At 48.2% G+C, this 19,867-nt stretch carries 18 protein-coding genes; 7 read left to right on the top strand and 11 right to left on the bottom strand.

Going from position 1 to position 19,867, the window contains the following annotated elements; all coding sequences use genetic code 11:
• Window positions 1–39: 39 nt before the first annotated feature.
• The 4 genes from recG to AC1DYT_RS19375 form a co-directional block, all read right to left on the bottom strand.
• On the bottom strand, window positions 40–2,148 hold the full coding sequence (gene recG, locus AC1DYT_RS19390; protein ID WP_477471178.1) for an ATP-dependent DNA helicase RecG: 2,109 nt from the start codon (window positions 2,146–2,148) through the stop codon (window positions 40–42).
• A 12-nt stretch (window positions 2,149–2,160) separates the two neighbouring features.
• Complete coding sequence (locus AC1DYT_RS19385) at window positions 2,161–2,541, bottom strand: RidA family protein (protein WP_477471177.1); 381 nt, start codon at window positions 2,539–2,541, stop codon at window positions 2,161–2,163.
• 33 nt (window positions 2,542–2,574) lie between these two features.
• Entirely contained in the window at window positions 2,575–2,718 is a 144-nt protein-coding gene (locus AC1DYT_RS19380; protein WP_477471176.1) for a DUF6728 family protein, read from the bottom strand.
• 75 nt (window positions 2,719–2,793) lie between these two features.
• Entirely contained in the window at window positions 2,794–4,227 is a 1,434-nt protein-coding gene (locus AC1DYT_RS19375; RefSeq protein WP_477471175.1) for an OmpA family protein, read from the bottom strand.
• A 148-nt stretch (window positions 4,228–4,375) separates the two neighbouring features.
• Between AC1DYT_RS19375 and AC1DYT_RS19370 the strand changes: the two genes are divergently transcribed.
• Complete coding sequence (locus AC1DYT_RS19370; RefSeq protein ID WP_477471174.1) at window positions 4,376–5,665, top strand: aminopeptidase P family protein; 1,290 nt, start codon at window positions 4,376–4,378, stop codon at window positions 5,663–5,665.
• A gap of 57 nt (window positions 5,666–5,722) precedes the next feature.
• Here the strand turns inward: AC1DYT_RS19370 and meaB are convergent, their stop codons facing one another.
• On the bottom strand, window positions 5,723–6,613 hold the full coding sequence (gene meaB, locus AC1DYT_RS19365) for a methylmalonyl Co-A mutase-associated GTPase MeaB (RefSeq protein ID WP_477471173.1): 891 nt from the start codon (window positions 6,611–6,613) through the stop codon (window positions 5,723–5,725).
• Window positions 6,614–6,715: 102 nt separating this feature from the next.
• Here meaB and AC1DYT_RS19360 point away from each other — a divergent pair, with 102 nt between their 5' ends.
• The 4 genes from AC1DYT_RS19360 to AC1DYT_RS19345 are packed head-to-tail and all read left to right on the top strand — an operon-like array spanning window position 6,716 to window position 10,314.
• Window positions 6,716–7,696: a glycosyl transferase family 90 gene (locus AC1DYT_RS19360; RefSeq protein ID WP_477471172.1), complete on the top strand. Its 981-nt coding sequence runs from the start codon at window positions 6,716–6,718 to the stop codon at window positions 7,694–7,696.
• 39 nt (window positions 7,697–7,735) lie between these two features.
• Window positions 7,736–8,704 carry a glycosyltransferase family 9 protein gene (locus AC1DYT_RS19355; protein ID WP_477471171.1) on the top strand — a complete coding sequence of 323 codons (969 nt, stop codon included), beginning with the start codon at window positions 7,736–7,738 and terminating at the stop codon, window positions 8,702–8,704.
• Window positions 8,701–9,753 (top strand): glycosyltransferase family 4 protein, encoded by a 1,053-nt coding sequence (locus tag AC1DYT_RS19350; protein ID WP_477471170.1) that lies wholly within the window; start codon window positions 8,701–8,703, stop codon window positions 9,751–9,753. The genes AC1DYT_RS19355 and AC1DYT_RS19350 overlap by 4 nt, the downstream gene beginning before the upstream one ends.
• Before the next feature lie 15 nt (window positions 9,754–9,768).
• Window positions 9,769–10,314 carry a hypothetical protein gene (locus AC1DYT_RS19345; RefSeq protein WP_477471169.1) on the top strand — a complete coding sequence of 182 codons (546 nt, stop codon included), beginning with the start codon at window positions 9,769–9,771 and terminating at the stop codon, window positions 10,312–10,314.
• 93 nt (window positions 10,315–10,407) lie between these two features.
• On the opposite strand, the gene AC1DYT_RS19340 is transcribed toward AC1DYT_RS19345, so the two are convergent.
• Window positions 10,408–12,234: an FAD-dependent oxidoreductase gene (locus AC1DYT_RS19340; protein WP_477471168.1), complete on the bottom strand. Its 1,827-nt coding sequence runs from the start codon at window positions 12,232–12,234 to the stop codon at window positions 10,408–10,410.
• A 91-nt stretch (window positions 12,235–12,325) separates the two neighbouring features.
• Between AC1DYT_RS19340 and AC1DYT_RS19335 the strand changes: the two genes are divergently transcribed.
• Entirely contained in the window at window positions 12,326–12,850 is a 525-nt protein-coding gene (locus tag AC1DYT_RS19335; RefSeq protein ID WP_477471167.1) for a YfiT family bacillithiol transferase, read from the top strand.
• Window positions 12,851–13,034: 184 nt separating this feature from the next.
• On the opposite strand, the gene AC1DYT_RS19330 is transcribed toward AC1DYT_RS19335, so the two are convergent.
• From AC1DYT_RS19330 to murQ, 4 genes are all read right to left on the bottom strand, one after another.
• Entirely contained in the window at window positions 13,035–13,766 is a 732-nt protein-coding gene (locus tag AC1DYT_RS19330; protein ID WP_477471166.1) for a Bax inhibitor-1/YccA family protein, read from the bottom strand.
• 96 nt (window positions 13,767–13,862) lie between these two features.
• Window positions 13,863–14,390: a hypothetical protein gene (locus AC1DYT_RS19325; RefSeq protein ID WP_477471165.1), complete on the bottom strand. Its 528-nt coding sequence runs from the start codon at window positions 14,388–14,390 to the stop codon at window positions 13,863–13,865.
• A 184-nt stretch (window positions 14,391–14,574) separates the two neighbouring features.
• A complete protein-coding gene (locus tag AC1DYT_RS19320; protein WP_477458093.1) occupies window positions 14,575–15,141 on the bottom strand; it encodes a hypothetical protein in 567 nt (188 codons plus the stop codon).
• Window positions 15,142–15,297: 156 nt separating this feature from the next.
• A complete protein-coding gene (gene murQ, locus AC1DYT_RS19315) occupies window positions 15,298–16,104 on the bottom strand; it encodes an N-acetylmuramic acid 6-phosphate etherase (protein ID WP_477471164.1) in 807 nt (268 codons plus the stop codon).
• Window positions 16,105–16,343: 239 nt separating this feature from the next.
• Between murQ and AC1DYT_RS19310 the strand changes: the two genes are divergently transcribed.
• Window positions 16,344–17,930, top strand: a complete 1,587-nt coding sequence (locus AC1DYT_RS19310; RefSeq protein ID WP_477471163.1) for a S41 family peptidase — start codon at window positions 16,344–16,346, stop codon at window positions 17,928–17,930.
• Between the two features lie 58 nt (window positions 17,931–17,988).
• Here the strand turns inward: AC1DYT_RS19310 and AC1DYT_RS19305 are convergent, their stop codons facing one another.
• Entirely contained in the window at window positions 17,989–19,710 is a 1,722-nt protein-coding gene (locus AC1DYT_RS19305; RefSeq protein ID WP_477471162.1) for a glycoside hydrolase family 3 protein, read from the bottom strand.
• Between the last annotated feature and the right edge of the window lie 157 nt (window positions 19,711–19,867).

Genomic DNA, 19,867 nt, shown 5'->3' with positions numbered 1-19,867 from the left:
GTTTAAGCAAAAATAGTATTTGTAGCCGAAAAACCGCGATCAAGATATCTTATCCCAGCTCAAACCGCCATTTTTTTCCTGGGGTGATTGGTGGAGTATCGCATGCTCCGGCAGGGCCAGCTGCGGGTCGGCGGCCAGTAGGTCTTCCACGCATTTGCGTACTTTTATCAGCAGTTCCTGGTCGGTGGTGAGGTCGGCAATCTTTAGGTCGAGCACGCCGCTTTGCTGGGTGCCTTCGATATTGCCCGGACCGCGCAGTTGCATATCAATCTCTGCTATCTCAAAACCGTTGTTAGTTTTTACCATGGTGTTGATACGCACGCGGCCATCGGCACTCAGTTTTTGCCCGGTCATCAATATACAGTACGATTGCTCGGCACCCCGACCCACGCGGCCGCGCAACTGGTGCAGTTGCGACAGCCCGAACCGCTCGGCGTTCTCGATAATCATTACCGATGCGTTGGGTACATTTACGCCAACCTCTATCACGGTGGTGGCCACCATTATCTGCGTTTCGCCTTTGATGAAACGCTGCATCTCAAAATCTTTATCAGCGGCGGCCATTTTGCCATGCACCACACTGATGCGGAACTGCGGCAGCGGGAACTCGCGGCTCATCACCTCTGTGCCGTCTATCAGGTTCTTTAGGTCGAGCTTTTCGCTCTCTTTTATTAGCGGATACACTATGTAAACCTGCCGGCCTTTGGCTATCTCCTGCTTCATAAAGCCGAACATGCGCAGTCGCTGTGCATCGTAAAAGTGTTTGGTTTCTATCGGCTTGCGTCCGGCAGGCAATTGGTCTATTACCGATACATCCAGATCGCCGTAAAGCGTCATGGCCAGGGTACGAGGGATGGGGGTGGCCGTCATCACCAATACATGCGGTGGGATGATGTTTTTGCGCCAGAGCTTGGCACGCTGCTCTACGCCGAAACGGTGCTGCTCATCTATCACTACCAGCCCCAGGTTTTTGTACTGCACTTTATCTTCAATCAGCGCGTGCGTGCCGATAAGTATCTTAAGTGTGCCGTCTTCCAGTTGCTCGTGTATTACCCGCCGTTTTTTTTGCGGTACCGAGCCGGTAAGCAGGGCCAGTTCTACAAAATCGTCGCCTACCAGGCTTTTGATGGTTTGGTAATGCTGATTTGCCAAAATTTCGGTAGGGGCCATGATGCAGGTTTGGAATCCATTGTCTATCGCTATCAGCATGCTCATGAGTGCCACTACGGTTTTGCCGCTGCCCACATCGCCCTGTAGCAGGCGGTTCATCTGCACGCCGCGTTGGGTATCTATGCGTATCTCTTTCAATACCCGTTTCTGCGGATCGGTAAGCACGAAGGGCAGTTTATGGTGGTAAAACTCGTTGAAATAATGCCCAACGGTACCAAATACGTTGCCCTTGAATTTGGCCGTACGGGTGAGCTTATTCTTGAGCAGCTTTAGTTGCAGGAAAAACAACTCTTCGAACTTCAGCCTTAGGATAGCCTCGTTCAACTGCGCAGCATCGTTGGGGAAATGAATGTTGCGGTAGCCATCGGCGCGGCCGGCCAGTTTAAAGCGGTTGAGCAGGTAGGCAGGCAGGTTTTCGTGGATTTCGCGGGCATATTGGTCCAGCAATGATGCGATGAGTTTTTGCAGGCCCTTACTGTCTAAACTGAACTGCTTCAGTTTTTCGGTAGAGCTGTAGGCGGGCTGCAGGGTGAGTGCGCCGCGTTGTTGCGGTGCCTTGGGGTTGTAGGGCTCAATCTCGGGGTGGGCCATCTGGGCCTTGCCGTTAAAAAAGCTAGGTTTGCCAAACAGCACATAAACCTGGCCGGGTACCAGGCTTTTCTCTACCCATTTTATCGCCTGGAACCACACAAGCTCAATGATGCCAGTATCGTCCTTGGCCTGGGCAACAAGGCGTTTGGTATGCTTTTCGCCCATTATTTCTTTCGAAACGAGGCGGGCCAGCACCTGCACATAAGGCAGATCGGGCTGTATGTCTTTTATCTTGTAAAACCGCGTGCGGTCGATATACTTATACGGGAAATGCTTCAGCAAATCCGCAAACGTATGGATATTCAGCTCTTTTTTCAGCACCTCGGCGCGGGTTGCGCCCACGCCTTTTAAATATTCGATAGGTGTTTGAAAGTGCTGGCTGTTCAATGTTTAGTTGCTTCAGGGTTTTAGGGCTATAACCGATATCTCCACATTAACGCCTTTTGGCAATGCCGATACCTGCACGGTTTCGCGCGCCGGGAAGTTGGCGGTAAAATACGAGCCGTACACTTCGTTTACTTGTGCAAAGGTTTGCATATCGGTAAGGAAGATATTGGTTTTGATTACGCTCTCGAAGCCAAGGCCTGCCTCGGTTAAAATGGCTTTAAGATTTTCCATTACCAGTTTGGCTTCATCGGTAATGCCGGTGGTAACTACTTCGCCGGTGGCAGGGTTTATAGGCACCTGGCCCGATACGAATAAAAGGCCGGCGGCAGCAACAGCCTGGCTGTATGGGCCTATGGGGGCAGGGGCATTAGTGGTATTGATAATTGTTTTCATTGCGATGCTGTGGGTGATTAATTAGGGGGAAAGTTATTTCTTGAGGACGTACCATTTGATGAGGATATAGATGATACCCAGCAAAAACATGATAATGGCGATAGCATTGATAGTATGCATCACCTTTAAATTAAAATTGGTTGGCCGGTTAGGGTCCTTTTTCCTGAAGAAGTACATATACAAAATTAACAAAAAAAAGAAAGCTCCGGGTTATCCGGAGCTTTCGCTTAATAATATTATGCTAAAGGAATATTATTTTTTGATGAAAGACACGCGACGGTTTTGTATGCGGCCTTCTTCTGTGCTGTTATCAGCAATTGGGTTGGTTTCGCCGTAAGCTTTTACCTTTACTTTAGAAGCAGCAACACCAGAGTTAACTAAGTAAGTTTTTACAGAGTTAGCACGATCACGTGATAATGACATGTTGTGAGCAGCAGTACCTTCAGATGAAGCGTAACCGTTTACCTGTGTAGTTGCACCGGTTGCACGCAGGTCAGCAGAAGTAGCATCTAATACTGGGTATGAAGATGTACGTAATACTGAGCTATCAAATTCAAACTGGATATTGCTGTAAGCAGCTGCTTTGGTAGTAGTATCAACAACTGTGGTTGCAGGGAATACGATAACGCAACCAGCACCATCAACTACGCTACCTGCAGGAGTGTTAGGGCATTTGTCGAATTGATCAGAAACACCGTCACCGTCAGAATCTTTCTTCAGGTCGTTAACAGCGTTCTCAACGTTGGTTACACGTACTTTCAATGCAGCAACTTCCTGACGAAGGGTTTCGTCGTACAGCTCATCGTACATCATAGCTACAGGGTTAACCCAATCAAGGTTAGGTTTGCCTTTGCCACCTAAAGTGAACTCTAAACCGGCGTAACCGTAAGAGTATTTATCACGGGCCTGTGGTTTAGCCGGAGAGTAAGAACCATCAAAGTTGTTACCGTCGATGAAGTTCATGGTGTAACCTAAGTTAAGGCCAACCGCATCTGTAAGCCTGAATTTCACGCCTACGCCAATCGGGATAACCAATTCTTTAACTGTGCGTTTTTTGTTGGTTGCATCAGGTATACCAATAGTAGTTGGGTCGCCGTTAGCATCCGAACGGTAAAACTGGTAAACGCCTGCATTGTAATCAGCTTTTGAAACAGCAATGCTTGGTTTGTAGAAAATCAAACCACCACCACCGGTGACGAAGAAGTTGATCGCATTCTTACGACGGATATAGTCGATAGTAGCAACGTTAACGATACCGCTCAAGGTTGCAGAGTAAAAGCTGGTAGAATACCCCCATCTTTGACCCCAGTCTACTCCATCGTCCTGACTGTTGTGTGCTTTTACTTTACCGCCGTGTACATCTAACTGCAAGCCGAAAGAGTGAGCTAATTGCGACCTCAACGATATGCCGTAGCCTAATGATACGTCGGAAGAGGTCCACTCGTTGGTGCCGCCGATCGCCAAAAATGGCGAAGTCACGCCAGCATTGATGCCGATGCTAAAGGTTTTGTACTGTCCCCTACCGCCAAATACCTTGGCGGTGGTTGTGCCAGATGACATTGTAGTGTCTGCAGTTGTTGTAGTGGTAACGGTTTTAGCGCTGTCTGTTTGCGCACTCACCATCCCAGCAGTCAACAAAGCAGCAAACGACAAGGCAGCTGTTTTCTTTAATGTAGAATAATTCATAGTTTTAAGATTAAACGATTTAATTGTGATTTTTTTCAAAATTAGTAATTATGTTTGAAACGATTACCAAACTTTGTTCCAAAATTCACAATTACTACTACAAATAATAAAAATAATTTGTTTTTATTAAAATATATATTTTAAAATAATGAAATATCTACCTGTAAATGAGCGGCTATTTACAATAAATAGAAAAAGTTTCGTTTCGCGACTAAAGGCCAACGCTATAGCTATTTTCCACTCAAATGACGAATATCCGCGTAGCGGAGACCAAAGTTTCCTGTTTAAGCAAAACCCCGATTTTTTTTACCTGTCGGGTATAGACCAGGAGCAAAGTATTTTGGTTTTGTTTCCCGATTGTCCTAATCCGTTATACAAAGAAGTACTGTTTTTAAGACAAACCAGCGAACACATTGCCATTTGGGAAGGACACAAGTACACCAAGGAGGAGGCACGTGCCGCATCGGGCATACAAACCGTGCTCTGGCTACAGGATTATGATTCGGTTTTGCATGGCATCATCAACTACGCCGAAAGTATTTATATCAACACCAACGAGAACGACCGCTACGTGCATACTGTACCTTATCGCGATTTGCGGATGTACGAGGCCCTGCGCTTGAAATACCCGCTGCACCATTACGAACGCTCGGCACCCATATTGCGCGACCTGAGGGTAATAAAATCAGATATTGAAATTGAGCTTACCGCTAAAGCCTGCAGCATTACGCGCGATGCATTCGTGCGCGTACTTAAGTTTACCAAACCCGGTGTTACCGAGTATGAGATAGAGGCGGAGATTATCCACGAGTTTGTTCGCCAGCGGGCTACAGGGCATGCTTACAACCCCATCATCGCATCGGGCAACAACGCCAATGTGCTGCACTATGTAGAAAACAACCAGCCCTGTAAAGATGGCGATGTGATATTGCTTGATTTTGGCGCCGAGTATGCTAACTACAATGCAGATATGACGCGCTCTATACCCGTTAACGGCCGCTTTACCAAGCGCCAGCGCGAGGTGTACGATGCCGTACTGCGCGTAATGAAAGCCGCCACGGCCATGATTGTAGAAGGCACCATCTGGAACGAATATCACGATGAGGTAGGCAAGGTGATGGAAAGCGAACTGATTGGCCTCGGCCTGCTGGATAAGCACGATGTAGCCAAGCAGGACCCCAAAGCACCACTATACAAAAAGTATTTTATGCACGGCACATCGCACCATTTAGGGCTGGATGTGCACGATTATGCCAGCCGCTACAAGCCTTTCGAGGTGGGCAACATCCTTACCTGCGAACCGGGCATCTATATCCCCGCAGAGGGCCTGGGCATAAGGCTGGAAAATAACATCCTCATCACCAAAGGCGGCAATATCGACCTGATGGCCGATATCCCGGTAGAGGCCGAGCATATTGAAGAGATAATGAATAGTTAGAGAGTGGTTGATTAGGTGAGTGGTTGATTAGTTTAAACCACTCACTTAATCAACCACTCATCGGGCATAGCCCTCAATAAACAAATACAGGTTAAACCCTTCCTCTTTCAAAGCTTCGGCAATATCTTGCTGAAGCTTTTTTTTGTCTACCCCGGCCATTCGGTTTTGCTGGATGAGATTGTATGCTTTTTGGGTCAGCAGCAATTCGCGACGGCTGTTTGTTGTGTTAGCGCCAGAGGTTATCAGCTTAGCTATTTCATCAATCCCTTCATCCTTCGTAGCCACCGCGCGTATGATGGGGATAGGTGCGCCTTCTTTTTGGTGGATGATTTTTTTGAGGTTGTTGATGAAGAGGTCGGCACCGTCGCGGTCGGCTTTGTTAATGATGAAAGCATCAGCAATCTCCATCAGGCCAGCTTTGATGTTCTGAATCTCGTCGCCGGCTTCCGGCACCAATACTACGAAGGTGGTATCGGCAAGGCCCGCAATCTCCACTTCAGATTGGCCCACGCCAACGGTTTCAACAATAATATGGTCGAAACCTGATGCGCGCAGCACATCCGTCATTTCGATGGTTTTTGCGGAGAGGCCCCCAAGGGAGCCGCGCGTAGCCAGCGAGCGGATAAATACATCGGGGTGGTTAAAATGGGGGGCCATGCGTATCCTATCGCCCAGCAGCGAGCCGAAGTTGAAAGGCGATGAGGGGTCAATTGCCAAAACGGCCACTTTTTTACCTTTATCCAGTAACTTGCTAATGATGGCATTCACCAGGGTGCTTTTGCCCGCGCCGGGAGGGCCGGTAATGCCGGTTACGGGCACATCGGCGTAACGCAGCGATTTCAGCAATTCTGTAGCACCCGGCAGGTTATTCTCAACCACAGTAAGCTGGCGAGCAACCTTACGGAAGTCGATAATGCCGGGGGTAGTATGTATTATTGGGTTTGCCATGCGCGTTGGCTATAAAGTAACAAAAGTATTGCCTATTTAAAAAGTATGGATGCCGATATAAGTATATTTGCACCGTAGCCCTTTAAAAGCTGGCTATATGGAATGAAGGCTAACGGGCTATCGTTTATTGGCAAATTAAAAAAAGCGACTGTTTTTTACTATGCAAAAAACATCCTGAGGCAGGCGGTCCCGGCGGTGCTGTACGAAAAATCCCTTCGGGAAAGGCTTCAGGAGATCGATAAATACGATGCGGCGGCGGTGTTGGACAGGGTTGATTATTATAACAAACTGAGCAGCTTTACGCCGGTTGAGGGCAACGAAACGATTTGCATAAAAGATATGCAAATGTTCAAGAGCCCCAAAGCCTATAACTTCGATACCTATGAATATACGCGGTATTTCGATAAAACTTTGCGGGCGAATTTCCTGTTCGGCGATGTAACGCACGTTGCGGCCACACCGTCCATACAAAAAAGCAGGCCGGTAGGGGGCAATAATGCCAATGCCATACTGCTGAACCTGGATAAGAGGCGGCACTTTGTTTTTGTGAAAGATGCGCTGTCGTTTGCGGAGAAAAAGGATTTACTGATAGGCCGCGGGGTGATGACTCAACCCCACCGCACCCGTTTTATGGAAATGTACTTTGGCCATCCGCTGTGCAATTTGGGGCAGGTGAATAAAACGGGCGGCAATATGGAGTGGTTTATGCCCAAAATCAGCATAGCAGAACACCTAAACTATAAGTTTATCCTGAGCCTGGAAGGGAACGATGTGGCCACCAATTTAAAGTGGATTATGTCGTCCAATTCGGTCGCGGTAATGCCCACGCCTAAGTACGAAACCTGGTTTATGGAGGGGCGGCTGATACCCGGCTACCATTACATTGCCATAAAAGACGATTATACAGACCTGGAAGAAAAGCTTAAATATTATTTGAACCGTCCCGCCGAAGCGGAGAAAATCATCGGCAACGCCAACCAATACGTTAAGCAGTTTTTAAATAAAAAACGAGAGCGCCTGATAGCTTTGCTGGTATTGCAAAAGTATTTTAAGTACACCGGCCAGCTAAGCGATAATGCCTGAAATAGAATAATTTTAACTGTTTTTAAGCTATAAAATAAATTGAAGCACCTGCTCATCAGCCGTACCGATGCCATTGGCGATGTGATACTTACCTTGCCTATGGCCGCTTACTTAAAGGAGTTGTATCCGCAGGCCAGGGTATCGTTCCTTGGGCGTGCCTATACGGGGCCGGTTATCAAATGCAATCCTTTTGTTGACGAATTTATAGATTATACAGCGCTTTTAAATTTAGGCGATAAAGAGCAACAGGCTTTTTTGCGCGATAAGAACATTGATGCCATTATCCATGTGTTCCCCAATAAACACGTTGCCGCGCTGGCCAAACAGGCAGGCATAGGCATGCGGATAGGTACCACCAACAGGCTCTTCCATTGGCATACCTGCAATAAGCTGGTAAGGCTGAGCCGCAAAAAATCTGACCTGCACGAGGCGCAATTGAACCTCGCCCTGTTGAAACCACTGGGCTTTGCCGCCGTGCCATCGCTGGCGGATATCATCAGCCATAATCATTTCGTGCCGACTATTACACTGCCCACCCGTTTGCAAAACTTGCTGGCTAAAGATAAATTCAACCTGATACTGCACCCCAAATCGCACGGCAGTGCTATGGAATGGGGGCTTAATAAATTCAAGGCATTGGCCGAAAAATTGGATGCCGATAAGTTCAACATCTTTATTACGGGGTCTGACAAAGAGCAGGCCCTGCTTGAACCATGGATTGCCACGCTACCTGCAAACGTAAACGATGTAACCGGGCAAATGAGCCTGGACGAACTGATTGCCTTTATTGCTAAAGCCGATGGCCTGTTAGCCGCAAGCACCGGGCCTTTGCATATAGCCGCTGCCACAGGTGTACACGCTCTGGGCCTGTATCCGGGCGTGCGGCCCATGAAAGCCCAACGCTGGGGGCCCTTAGGCCCGCAAGCCGAATACCTGGAAAGCATAGGCGAGGGTTTGGATGATATTACAGTAGATGCGGTTGCCGTTAAAATAAGTCGATGGATATGAGCAGGCCGAAAGTATTAGTCGCTTTTGATTCGATGCGGTACCCCAATACCGGGCTATTCCATTTTGGGAAAAGTTTGGGGCGGGCGTTGCTGCGGAATAATGCCGATAGGTTCCACCTGAACTTTTTCCTGCACCCCAAAACTACGGAGTTCGACGGCGATGAGGTGCCCATAATACGCCTCCGAAAATACCATAAGCTGTTTTATTTCAATACGGCGAAAATCGAGCTGTTCCACTTTACCGACCAACTACCTCGTTTGGCCCCGGCCAAAGTGCGAGGCAAAAAAATACTCACCATACACGATATCAACCCCGTGCACGAAGCGCCGGGCAGCAAAGCTGAGGCTTATTACCTCAAAAAGCTAGGGGGGCATATTAGGCATTGCGACAGGGTGGTGGCCATATCGCAGTTTGCAGCCAACGATGTGCTGAAGTATTTCCCGGAGATTAAAGATAAATTAAGCGTGATATACAACGGGGCCGATGAGCTGCAAACAACGCCCGGCCATAGCCCGGTGTACGTTCCAACGAAGCCCTTTTTGTTTGCCATCGGCATCATATCCGCAAAAAAGAACTTCGCGGTGCTGCCCGCCCTGCTTGCCGGGAACGATATGGAACTGGTGATAGCCGGCATTAAAACGCCTTACGAAGCAGAGATTGTGGCAGCGGCAAAAAAGCACGGCTGCGCAGATAGGGTAACCATTACCGGCCCCATAAGCGAAGCCGATAAAGCCTGGTATTACAGCAATTGCGAAGCCTTTGTTTTCCCATCCGTAGCCGAGGGTTTTGGCCTGCCCGTAATAGAGGCGATGCATTTTGGCAAGCCGGTATTTTGCTCCAATTACACTTCCCTACCAGAGGTTGCCGGCGATGCGGCCTATTATTTCGAATGTTTCGACCCGGAAGACATGCGAAAAGCTTTTAATGAGGGGATGCGGCACTTCCATCAAAACAACGGTGCAGAAAAGGCCATAGCCCATGCCGCCAAATACAATTGGGATGATACCGCCCGGCAATACCTTGCGCTATATGCAGAATGTATTAGGTAATTAATTAAAACATCAATGGCAGGCTTATATACATACACCAACTCTCCTGATTATATCAAGCAATTAAAGTTTGATTACATCGAAACCTATTCTTTCCAACGGGGATCTGAATTTGAAGCTTACCACGCGGCGGACACAAAGGAATATTTTGCATTGCAAGCCCGAAAAGCAAAACATGTACTTACCGGGGAACAGGAAGAAAGGTATAAGTTGTTAAAAATTTTAAACACTACCCAATATTTAATCGGTGCCGATGGCGGCTTTCACCCTTCAAGCATAAAAACACATACGTTTAAACGGACAGAAAATAAAGTTGACGAATTAATGGGCATTTTGAGCATAGAGCCTGTTGATGTACCGGCATGGTTGTGTGCCCCGGTATACAGGGATGCCATCGTATTTTATGATAGCGACAGGCGCATCATTTCTACATTAAATATTTGCCTTGGTTGCCAATATATGGGTACGAGATTGTTTTCTGAAATAAATGCAGATGCTAAAGTTTATGTTTTATTAAAGAAGTTCTTCGCCGAACTGGGCCATGAGATTGAAGACAGATAATACATAACTTCAGTATGCGGGAGCCCATATGGAATCACTCACGATAGCAAAAAGTGCATTTTTGCCCTAACCTCCACCCTCTGTTCTCCAACCCTAATTAATCATCTTCCCGGCCAAATCTACCTTGCGTGCAAAGGGATTAAGGTATTTATTGGCCAGCACCACAAATTCGCGGCGGGTTACGGGGCGTTTGGTATCGAAAGCTACGGTAAAGTTGTACTTGCTTTTCCAGTTGGCGCGCATGATGCGTTCCAGGGTTTCAGGGTCGGTGAGCGACATTTCGCTGATGTAGGATAACAGGTTGCCCACTGTAAAATCATCGCCCGGCTGCGTTTTGTTGAACCACAAAAACGAGCGGGTGTATATCTCGTTCAGGTACGGTTTTACTTCATCTGTATAAACGGTGGTATCGGGCTTAAACAGCATTTGTGCCGTAGTGCCCGTTACCGTGCGGAACCCCTTTAGCATGCCGGTACAACCCACCTGTTGTACGGCGCGGTACGCCGGGTCGGATTTTGGGATATCGCTGAAGGGCATTACCGAGCCGCCGTAAATGAGTACCTCGTCCTGTATTTTACGTACATCAAGTTCCTTAGTCGTTTTGCCGAAGAATGCACACCAGGCGGCCGAAGCGCCTACGCCCTGCCCCAGGGCCATCTGCACGGCTGGGTCGGTAATGCTGCCGTTTACCAAATGCGTTACCGACATAGCCTTCTCCGTTACAAACAAATTCACGGCATCCTTTACCACGATGGCACCCAGCGGCACCGAGTACGGCGGGAAGGGCGGGTACTTTATTTTTGGCGCACCAGGCACGATGTAATGTTGGCCCGGTAAGGCATCGCCAATGCCAATTGAGGTGCGGTACAGGCGCGAACCCCTGTCGTACGGCGTGTAAATATCATCAAGCACCATGCGCACTTCGCCGTAAGCGCGTTTGTTTTCGCGGATGTAGGGGATAAGCGGCAGGTGGTCGCGGGTGGGGAACTCATCGGCAAGGCCTATGTTTTTGTAACCCAGTTCGGTTTGCAGGTAGTAGATGGCTCCTAAAGTATGCAGGCGGGCCTTGCGGAAGGTTTCGCCCCGTTTTTCGGGCGATAGGTCGTCTGAAGTTACGGAGTACTGGTTGGCGCAGTCGTTCCAGTTCATCATGAATTTATCGTTGATGAGCGCGCCGGCCTTCAGCATCCTTTTGATATCGATTTTCTTGAGGCAGGCATACAGCGATGGTTCGTAGCCATCGGGGCGGGCAATGGTTTTGTCGGCCGTTCGGCCATAATCCTTCAGTATGGCAATCATGCTGATGTCTTGTATCTGGTTGGTGGCATTATCCGGCGCCAGCACCTCGCCGGTTTCCTTGCGGCTATCGAAACCGGTATTGAACAGGGCTCCCGCCATGGTGGCCACGTCGCCATATTCGGTGGCATCAACAACAGCTTTGGCCTTTATCACATCGGTTTTGCCGTTTACAGTAATGCTTACCTCCCAGCCCGTGCCGTCCTTTTTGATAGCGGTGAAAGGCGTGCTTAATCGCACAGTAAGGTTCTTGACGGTATCGGTAAGTTTTTTGAGGATAGATGCCCCAACCGATGGCTCGAAGTTGAGCACGGCGTTGAAGGTGGTGTCATACCCCAATCTCACCTTGTAAAAGTTTTTGATACGTTCCCTGAATTCGCCGTAAAAGCCGTTGGGCAGGTTGCGGTTGGCTTCCAGTATGCACATGCCGCCGGCCGTCATGCTGCCGCCCAGCCAGGGCCCCTGCTCTATCAGCATGGTTTTTACGTTGCTGCGCGCGCTTTGTATGGCGGCCGCTACGCCGCTGGCACCGCCGCCAACAACCAGTACGTCGGTTTTTATTGTATCGGCAAAGGTGGTGGCAGAGGCTAGTACGAAGAGCAGCGTTAATAATTTTTTTATCATCAGTTTACAAAACAAGTACAAAACGCTAATTTAGGGCAAATCCTTATGGATGCATCAAATTATTATTGCCCAAAACTAAATTTCATAAACCATGACAGACGAGCAGATGCGTTACCCCGTAGGCAAATTCGTAGCCCCTCTTTCCTATATCCCCGAAGATAAACGTAAATGGATAAGCGAGATACGCAACCTGCCCGGCAAAGTACGCAACGCCATTATGCCCCTTGCCGACCGACAACTCGATACCCAGTACCGCACCGGCGGGTGGACACTGCGCCAGGTTGTGCACCACCTGGCCGATAGCCACATGAATTCGCTCATCCGTTTTAAACTTGCGCTTACCGAAGATAACCCCACCATAAAACCCTACGAAGAAGGCGACTGGGCCCTGCTGCCCGATTACCGCATGCCTATAGAACCATCCTTAAGAATGCTGGAGGGTATACACATGCATATGGTAGCCCTTTTCGAGAGCTTTACCGAAGAGCAATGGGATATGACCTTTTTCCACCCGGCATCGGGCGAGACCATTACGCTTAAAAAAGCTTTGGCCGTTTACGCCTGGCACAGCAGGCACCACCTGGCACATCTTACGGAAACGATAAAGCGGTTTTAGGAATTAAAAGACGTTAGCTTTGTGCTCTTTGTGTTTCTTGCTTTGTGTCCTTTGTGGTTAATTTTACCACAAAGGACACAAAGTTTTTTCACAAAGGGCGCAAAGCGTTTATTACGATTTCACTCCTCTCAAACAAAAAAAGCCGCACAAGGCGGCTCTTTCAAAATCATCTCAGCGATATTACTTATCTTCTGTTGCCGAATATGCGCAACAGAAACAAGAACAGGTTCACGAAATCGAGGTAAAGAGTTAAGGCACCCATGATAGCCACTTTACCTGCGGAAGCATCGCCATCCATTTCTGCGCCGATGCGTTTCAGCTTCTGTACATCGTAAGCGGTTAAGCCCACGAATATGGCCACGCCGATGTAGCTGATGAGCAAATTGAACGCACCGCTGTGGAATATCAATACATTAAGCAACGTGGCTACGATAATGCCCACCAACAGCATGATGAGGATAGAGCCGAATTTGGTCAGATCCTGATGGGTGATGTAACCGCCAACAGCCATTACACCGAATACTATTGAGGAGGTAATGAATGTTGTTGATATGGTGCCTATGGAATAAACGTAAAAGATATAGCTTAAGCTGATGCCCATCACTGCAGAAAAAGCAATGAATATAAGGGCCAGCGATGCGAAGCTAAGCTTGCTGAAGGTAAACCTTGCTACCAGTATAAAGATAAGCGGCGCAAACATCACCACATAGCCCAGTAGGCTGGTTTGCCCGGTGATGTTGTTGCGCAGCAAGCCGCTCAACTCGGGGATGAACGCAAAAGTGTATGTACACACGGCCGATATGCCCAGTGCAACGAACATCCACATGAATACATTAGCTATGAACTTGCGCGAAGCTTCCGCGTTTTCTACGTGGCTTACTTCGTCGTAAACGTAATTACGAATATTACCTTCCATTTTATTTTTTGATTTATTTAATACGAATATAGTAAACTTGAAACGATACATAAACTACAATTGTTGTATTTTGATAACAACAATTGTAGTTTATGGCTATAGGAATACAATTGGCCAATACACCGTTTTAAATTGCTTACAAGTGTTTATAATTCCCGCTGTATCCACAGGTTCCATCCAGCCATATTGCGGGTTTTGAAGCCCCTGCCTTTGCTTATCCAACACGATACCCGATTCAAACATCACCTTATGGTTCCTAACCAAATAGAATGTGCTTTGAACGGTGGCCATATCCCCGCCGTTGGCTTTAAACTTCCAGTCCTTTTGCATGCGAATCAAAACTTTCCTGTCGCTGGTTTTTAGGCATCCGTGATGTGGAATAGAGGGATGCAGGTCGGGGAGGTCTGAAGGAGAAACTACAATATATGCTTGCCAATCGCCCTTTGTAAAATCAAAACCCGCAAATGGGTTTAGTTGCTGACCGACTTTTAAGGTCGGTACTGTTTTATCCAGGTTGTTTTGCGATAAGGGGATAACTAAAGTATAGCCCATTAAAGAACATATGACGCTTATCAGCACAAAACCGATAAATATAATGCCTGCAATTTTTACCGGTTTGCCCATCTTAGAAGCTATCTAAAAATATAATTCGTTTTAACCGAGGCTGATTCCAGGTGCAGAATCCCCGTAGAGACGCAATATTTTGCGTCTCCGTTATGCAGATCCCATCCTGCCAATCCGTTTTGTATGGCGGGAGACGCAAAATATTGCGCCTCTACGAAAAAATAAAACATTTTTAAACAGCGTCTCAATTCAATCTTTTCATCAGCTGCTCTTCTACCTTTTTATAAACCTGCACTGGTTTTAGGGTGCGCCATTGCAGCTCATCCAGCTGACCGCCAAAGTTGATATAGTAATCGATATTGCTGTTTTTGAATTCTTTTATCACATGGTCCTGGAAGTTTACGCCCGCTATCCAGCCATCTTCCACATCCTGGAACCATTCCTCGTAGTAGCTATCGTCTGAATGATGGTAGTTGAGCACGTTCTCGCCTATCAGCACGAATTTATTGATGCCCTGGTCTATCATCAGCTCCAGTATCTCGCGCTTCAGCAGCATAATGTCGTTGTTGATGGCATCGTTCCATTCGCCTATGAATTCTATAATGCTGTAGCCCCGGTCGTAATCAACAAAAAGCACTTTCAGGTACAGTGTGTTGGAGCCGAACGAATCCCACTGCGGGTGCAGCAGGTAATTGTATATCTGTTTATCAAATTCAAACTCGTTGTATTGCGTAGCATAAAAAGGCGAATACTCGTCTTCTGATGCTACATAATCATCGCGCCATTTGTAATATGGTTCTATCTCGTGCATAAGCCTCGGATGTGCAGATTTCAGATGTGCAGATTAACCTTGCATATCTATCTGTCAACGGCACCATTTATTAATTATTCAATTATCTATTTTTTCATTTTCACGTCTGCACATCTGTTTCCTCATTTGCATATCTGCACATCTGAAATTTGCACATCATTTTTTACTTGCTTCCACCGCTTTCCTCACGCTACCGTTCTCTTTCAAAAGTTTGGCTGCTGTTTTCTCGTCGAGGCCGGTTTCGGCCATTACCATGCGGGTGCCGCGGTGTACCAGTTTGTTGTTGCTTAACTGCATATCCACCATTTTATTACCCTTTACGCGGCCAAGCTGTATCATTACGCTGGTGCTCAGCATATTCAAAACCAGCTTTTGTGCGGTGCCTGCTTTCATGCGGGTGCTGCCGGTCACGAATTCGGGACCAACGATTACTTCTACCGGGTACTGCGCCTCGGCCGCTACCGGGCTTTTCGCATTGCATACGATGCAGCCGGTGGCGATATTATGCTCGTTGGCCATCTGCAAGCCGCCAATAACATAGGGCGTGGTGCCCGATGCTGCTATGCCTACCACTACGTCGTTCTCGTTGATGTCGAACTCCATTAGATCTTTCCAGGCTTGTTGGCGGTCGTCTTCGGCAAACTCTACGGCTTTTCTAATCGCCGTATCACCGCCGGCAATAATGCCTACCACCCAATCGTAGGGCACGCCGAAGGTTGGCGGGCATTCCGAAGCATCAACCACGCCCAGCCTGCCGCTGGTTCCTGCGCCGATGTAGAACAGGCGGCCGCCGATGCGCATCTTTTCGGTTACGATAGTGGCCAGGTCTTCTATCTGTTCCATCGCATTCTCCACCGCCAGGGGTACGCTCTTGTCTTCGTTATTGATGTTCCGGAGGATATCCAGCAAGGGCATTTTCTCCAGGTTATTATATTTAGAATCCTTTTCGGTTGTTATTTCCATGCGGGGCAAAAATAATTTTAACAAAATTGAATAAAAAACATCAAAGCAAAGAAGGTGCAGGGCGAAGGCACTTAAAATAATATTCGGTACTTGTGGAAAAAGCAGGTGGGTAAAGTCCGAAAAACAATTAAATACGTAAGCTATAGACGGGCATTTGGCTGTATAACAGCATCATTGCTTAAACACGATATAAATTATAGGCTATAAAGCTTATTGCTTAAATTTGCCAGGCATCAAACATGAAACAAATTGCGGGTATTATTTTCCGGGCCATTATCTTACTCCTGATAGGCATCCTCATTGGCATTTTTATTTCCGAAGACAATGTTTCGGGCCGCAGGCTCGGCTTCAGTTTTTCGCGCAGCGACGATAAGATTTCTAAAGTGCTCGAACTGGTGAATCAGAACTACGTAGACTCCGTAGATATTGACAGCATTGCGGGCATCACCGTGAACGATATGCTGCAAAACCTCGATCCGCACTCCGTTTACCTGCCTGCCCAGCAGGCGCAATCGATCAGCGAACGTTTGGGTGCCGGCTTCAATGGCATCGGGGTAGAGTATCAGGTACTGCGCGATACGTTGGTCATCACCCAAATGTATCCGGGCGGCCCGGCGGCCAGGGCAGGGCTTAATACCGGCTACCGCGTAATATCCGTAAACGGCAAACCATTCTCCGGCACTAAGCTTACGCAAAGCCGCATCAGCAAAACCTTCCGCGGGGAAAAGGATTCGGAGGTAACCCTCAATGTGATTACCAATACGGGCGAACGTAAAGATTACCTCATAAAACGTGGCCGCGTGGCCCAGAGCAGCCTGGATGCCTATTACCTTACCGGCACTACCGGCTATATCAAAATAAGCAAATTTGCCTCCACTACCGATGCCGATTTTAGGCGGGCTCTTAGCTCTTTAAAAGCCGATGGCATGCAAAAATTGGTTTTAGATTTACGCGGCAACGGTGGCGGCTATCTTAACACGGCCACAGCCATGGCCGACGAATTTTTGCCGAAAAACAAACTCATCGTGTACACCAAAGGCGCGCACGAACCCCGTACCGATTACTTTGCTACCGACTCGGGCACTTACGAGCATGGCAAGCTGACCGTAATGATAGATGAATATTCGGCAAGTGCCAGCGAGATACTGGCAGGTGCATTGCAGGACCTGGACCGGGCTACTATCGTAGGCAGGCGCTCGTTTGGTAAGGGTTTAGTGCAGCAACAGTTCCCCTTTGGGGATGGCACGGCGGTGAATTTAACGGTAGCGCGGTATTACACCCCCTCGGGCCGGTCGATACAGAAATCATATAAGAACGGCGTGCAAAGCTACCGCAACGAGCTGGCCAACCGGGTGCGCAAAGGCGAGCTGCTCTCTGCCGGCAATAGCCTGGCCGATAGTGCTTTTGTTGGTGCCTCAACATTCCATACCAGTAACGGGCGCAAGGTGTTCAGCTCGGGCGGCATCATGCCTGATGTTTTTGTTGCCGCCGATACTACCCAAACCACGCAGCTTTTGGCGGACATAAGCGATAAGCAACTGTTCACGGCTTACATTATCGATAGGATGCAGCCCACGCTTAGCAAGTACGCTACCGAAGAGGGCTTCTTTAACAATTACCAGCTGAACAGTGCGGAGTACGATGCCTTTGTCCAATACGCGGCCAAATCCTTAGAGCAGGTTGACCCGCGCGAGTTGCAGCAATCTGCCGCATTGATAAAAACGTTGCTAAAGGCCCACGCGGCCCGCTTTAAATGGGGCAATAGTGCCTTCTACCGCGTAATCAACCAAAACGACAGCACGTTTAAAAGAGCGTTGGAGGAGTAATCAGTTCTATCGCGCAGCAGCGCCATCTGAAAACATTATCTTAATAATCCAATATAAATTATAGGCTTGCTCCCGCACCGGTAGTGTAAAAAGTATTTACGCTTACCGGGAGCTTGCCCGTTGGTTTAATTTGCCCGCTGATGGCTTTTACGGCTGCGCGCTGCATGGCATCATCCTTTTGGTAACATACCAGTATGGCACCGGCCTTTTCAATGCCCGGAAGGCCCGCGATAGCGTAGGCGTTGGCAAATACGCTGATGACCGAATTGGGTTTTGCAGCCAGATCGGCTATCAGCAGTTTTACGTCGCTGCTGTAATCCAGTTTGCTTGCGGGGCGTATGCGGGTGTCATGTATGCCTACAAAAACTTGGGCGTATTGCTTCAGCGATGCCAATAACTTGTTCAGATCGGGCACCGGGGTGTTTTTGCCAACCAAAAACAACGTACTGTTCGGGTAAAGTTTGGCAAGCCCCTGCTGGAAAACGGTTTGTTCCGTTACGCCGATGCTGATGATGGCTGTTTTTTTGGTGGTATCCTGCTTCAACATGCGGCTGTCGCCTTGTATAAGCGTTACGGCGGCATCGCTTAGCTGCTGCACCAGTTGGGTTGCAGCGGAGCGGTTAAGGTCGGCCAGCAGGCCATCGGTCACTACCGGGGTATAATTGTTCAGCCCGGCCCAATACTTGGCGGCCAATATCTTCTTCACTTTTGCCTCGAACTCTTCGGGCGATATATGTTTTTTGCGGACGGCCTTGCGTATCAGCTTGGCTGCATTCTTAGAGTCTTCGGATAGTTCGATCAGATCCATACCCGCCAGGAATGCCATTAGGTCGGCCTCGCCTTTGGGGAAGTATTTGGTTACGCCCTTCATTTCCATAGCATCTGAGGCAACCAGTCCTTTAAAAGCCAGCGAATCTTTCAGCAGCCCGGTGATGATGGGCTTAGACAAAGTAGAGGGCAGGTTTTTGGTGGTATCCAGCGCGGGGATGCTCATGTGCGCAATCATTACACCGCCGATACCAGCATTTACCGCCTCGCGGAAAGGGTAGAGCTCCAAGGAATCGAGCCGCTCGCGCGTGAAGGGCAACAGCGGCAGATCGAAGTGCGAATCTACATTGGTATCGCCATGGCCGGGGAAATGCTTGGCTATGGCGATGAGGCCGGCGTCCTGCATGCCTTTAGCGTAGGCTATGCCTTTGCGCGCCACGTTGTATTTATTATCGCCGAAGGAGCGGTAATTGATAACCGGGTTATTGGGGTTGTTGTTCACGTCGAAATCGGGCGCAAAGTTGATGTGTACGCCCAGTCGTTTGAAATCGTAGGCAACCATCTGCCCCATTTTATAAATGAGCGTATTATCCTGTATGGCACCGAGGGCCATTTGGTAAGGGTACGATATGGTAGAATCAAGTCGCATACCCAGTCCCCATTCGCCATCCATGGCTATAAGCAAAGGCACCTTGGCAACTTGTTGGTATTGGTTCACCAAAATGGCCTGCCTGCCCGGCCCGCCCTGGAAAAACACCAGTCCGCCAATGTGCTGTTTCTTGATAACCTTCCTCACCGAATCGGAATAGGCCTGCCCGCGATTGGTATGCGCCCGCACAAAAAAAAGCTGCCCAACGCGCTTGCGCCGGTTCATTTTGTTGTAAACAGAATCTACCCATTGATTTTGACGCGATAGGGCATCGATTAATTGGGGCGTTTGCGCAGTTGCACAATCGGCAAATAAAATGGCGGCGAGTAATAGGGTATAAGCAATGTGTTTTTTTAGCTGCATGGCAATGTAAATGTAGGTGTCTGAACTCGAATTAAACGAATTTTAAGAATTTATCGAATACTTGCTCACACAGCTAATTCTGAAAATTCGTTAATTCCTTAAAATTCGAGTTCAGACCCTCTCTCTTGTAAAAAACACGATACAGTTCAGCATCGCC

The organism is Mucilaginibacter sp. P1_D10 (assembly GCF_056406215.1).
The sequence above is the reverse complement of the archived record's forward strand: the minus strand, read 5'-3'. Positions and strand labels throughout refer to the sequence as shown.

Coding starts and splice junctions, on each gene's coding strand:
- AC1DYT_RS19375 (WP_477471175.1), bottom strand. CDS start 4,227: ATGAATTATTCTACATTAAAGAAAACAGCTGCCTTGTCGTTTGCTGCT.
- AC1DYT_RS19325 (WP_477471165.1), bottom strand. CDS start 14,390: ATGGGCAAACCGGTAAAAATTGCAGGCATTATATTTATCGGTTTTGTG.
- AC1DYT_RS19310 (WP_477471163.1), top strand. CDS start 16,344: ATGAAACAAATTGCGGGTATTATTTTCCGGGCCATTATCTTACTCCTG.
- AC1DYT_RS19350 (WP_477471170.1), top strand. CDS start 8,701: ATGAGCAGGCCGAAAGTATTAGTCGCTTTTGATTCGATGCGGTACCCC.
- AC1DYT_RS19360 (WP_477471172.1), top strand. CDS start 6,716: ATGAAGGCTAACGGGCTATCGTTTATTGGCAAATTAAAAAAAGCGACT.
- murQ (WP_477471164.1), bottom strand. CDS start 16,104: ATGGAAATAACAACCGAAAAGGATTCTAAATATAATAACCTGGAGAAA.
- meaB (WP_477471173.1), bottom strand. CDS start 6,613: ATGGCAAACCCAATAATACATACTACCCCCGGCATTATCGACTTCCGT.
- AC1DYT_RS19345 (WP_477471169.1), top strand. CDS start 9,769: ATGGCAGGCTTATATACATACACCAACTCTCCTGATTATATCAAGCAA.
- AC1DYT_RS19385 (WP_477471177.1), bottom strand. CDS start 2,541: ATGAAAACAATTATCAATACCACTAATGCCCCTGCCCCCATAGGCCCA.
- AC1DYT_RS19340 (WP_477471168.1), bottom strand. CDS start 12,234: ATGATAAAAAAATTATTAACGCTGCTCTTCGTACTAGCCTCTGCCACC.
- AC1DYT_RS19335 (WP_477471167.1), top strand. CDS start 12,326: ATGACAGACGAGCAGATGCGTTACCCCGTAGGCAAATTCGTAGCCCCT.
- AC1DYT_RS19380 (WP_477471176.1), bottom strand. CDS start 2,718: ATGTACTTCTTCAGGAAAAAGGACCCTAACCGGCCAACCAATTTTAAT.
- AC1DYT_RS19330 (WP_477471166.1), bottom strand. CDS start 13,766: ATGGAAGGTAATATTCGTAATTACGTTTACGACGAAGTAAGCCACGTA.
- AC1DYT_RS19370 (WP_477471174.1), top strand. CDS start 4,376: ATGAAATATCTACCTGTAAATGAGCGGCTATTTACAATAAATAGAAAA.
- AC1DYT_RS19305 (WP_477471162.1), bottom strand. CDS start 19,710: ATGCAGCTAAAAAAACACATTGCTTATACCCTATTACTCGCCGCCATT.
- AC1DYT_RS19320 (WP_477458093.1), bottom strand. CDS start 15,141: ATGCACGAGATAGAACCATATTACAAATGGCGCGATGATTATGTAGCA.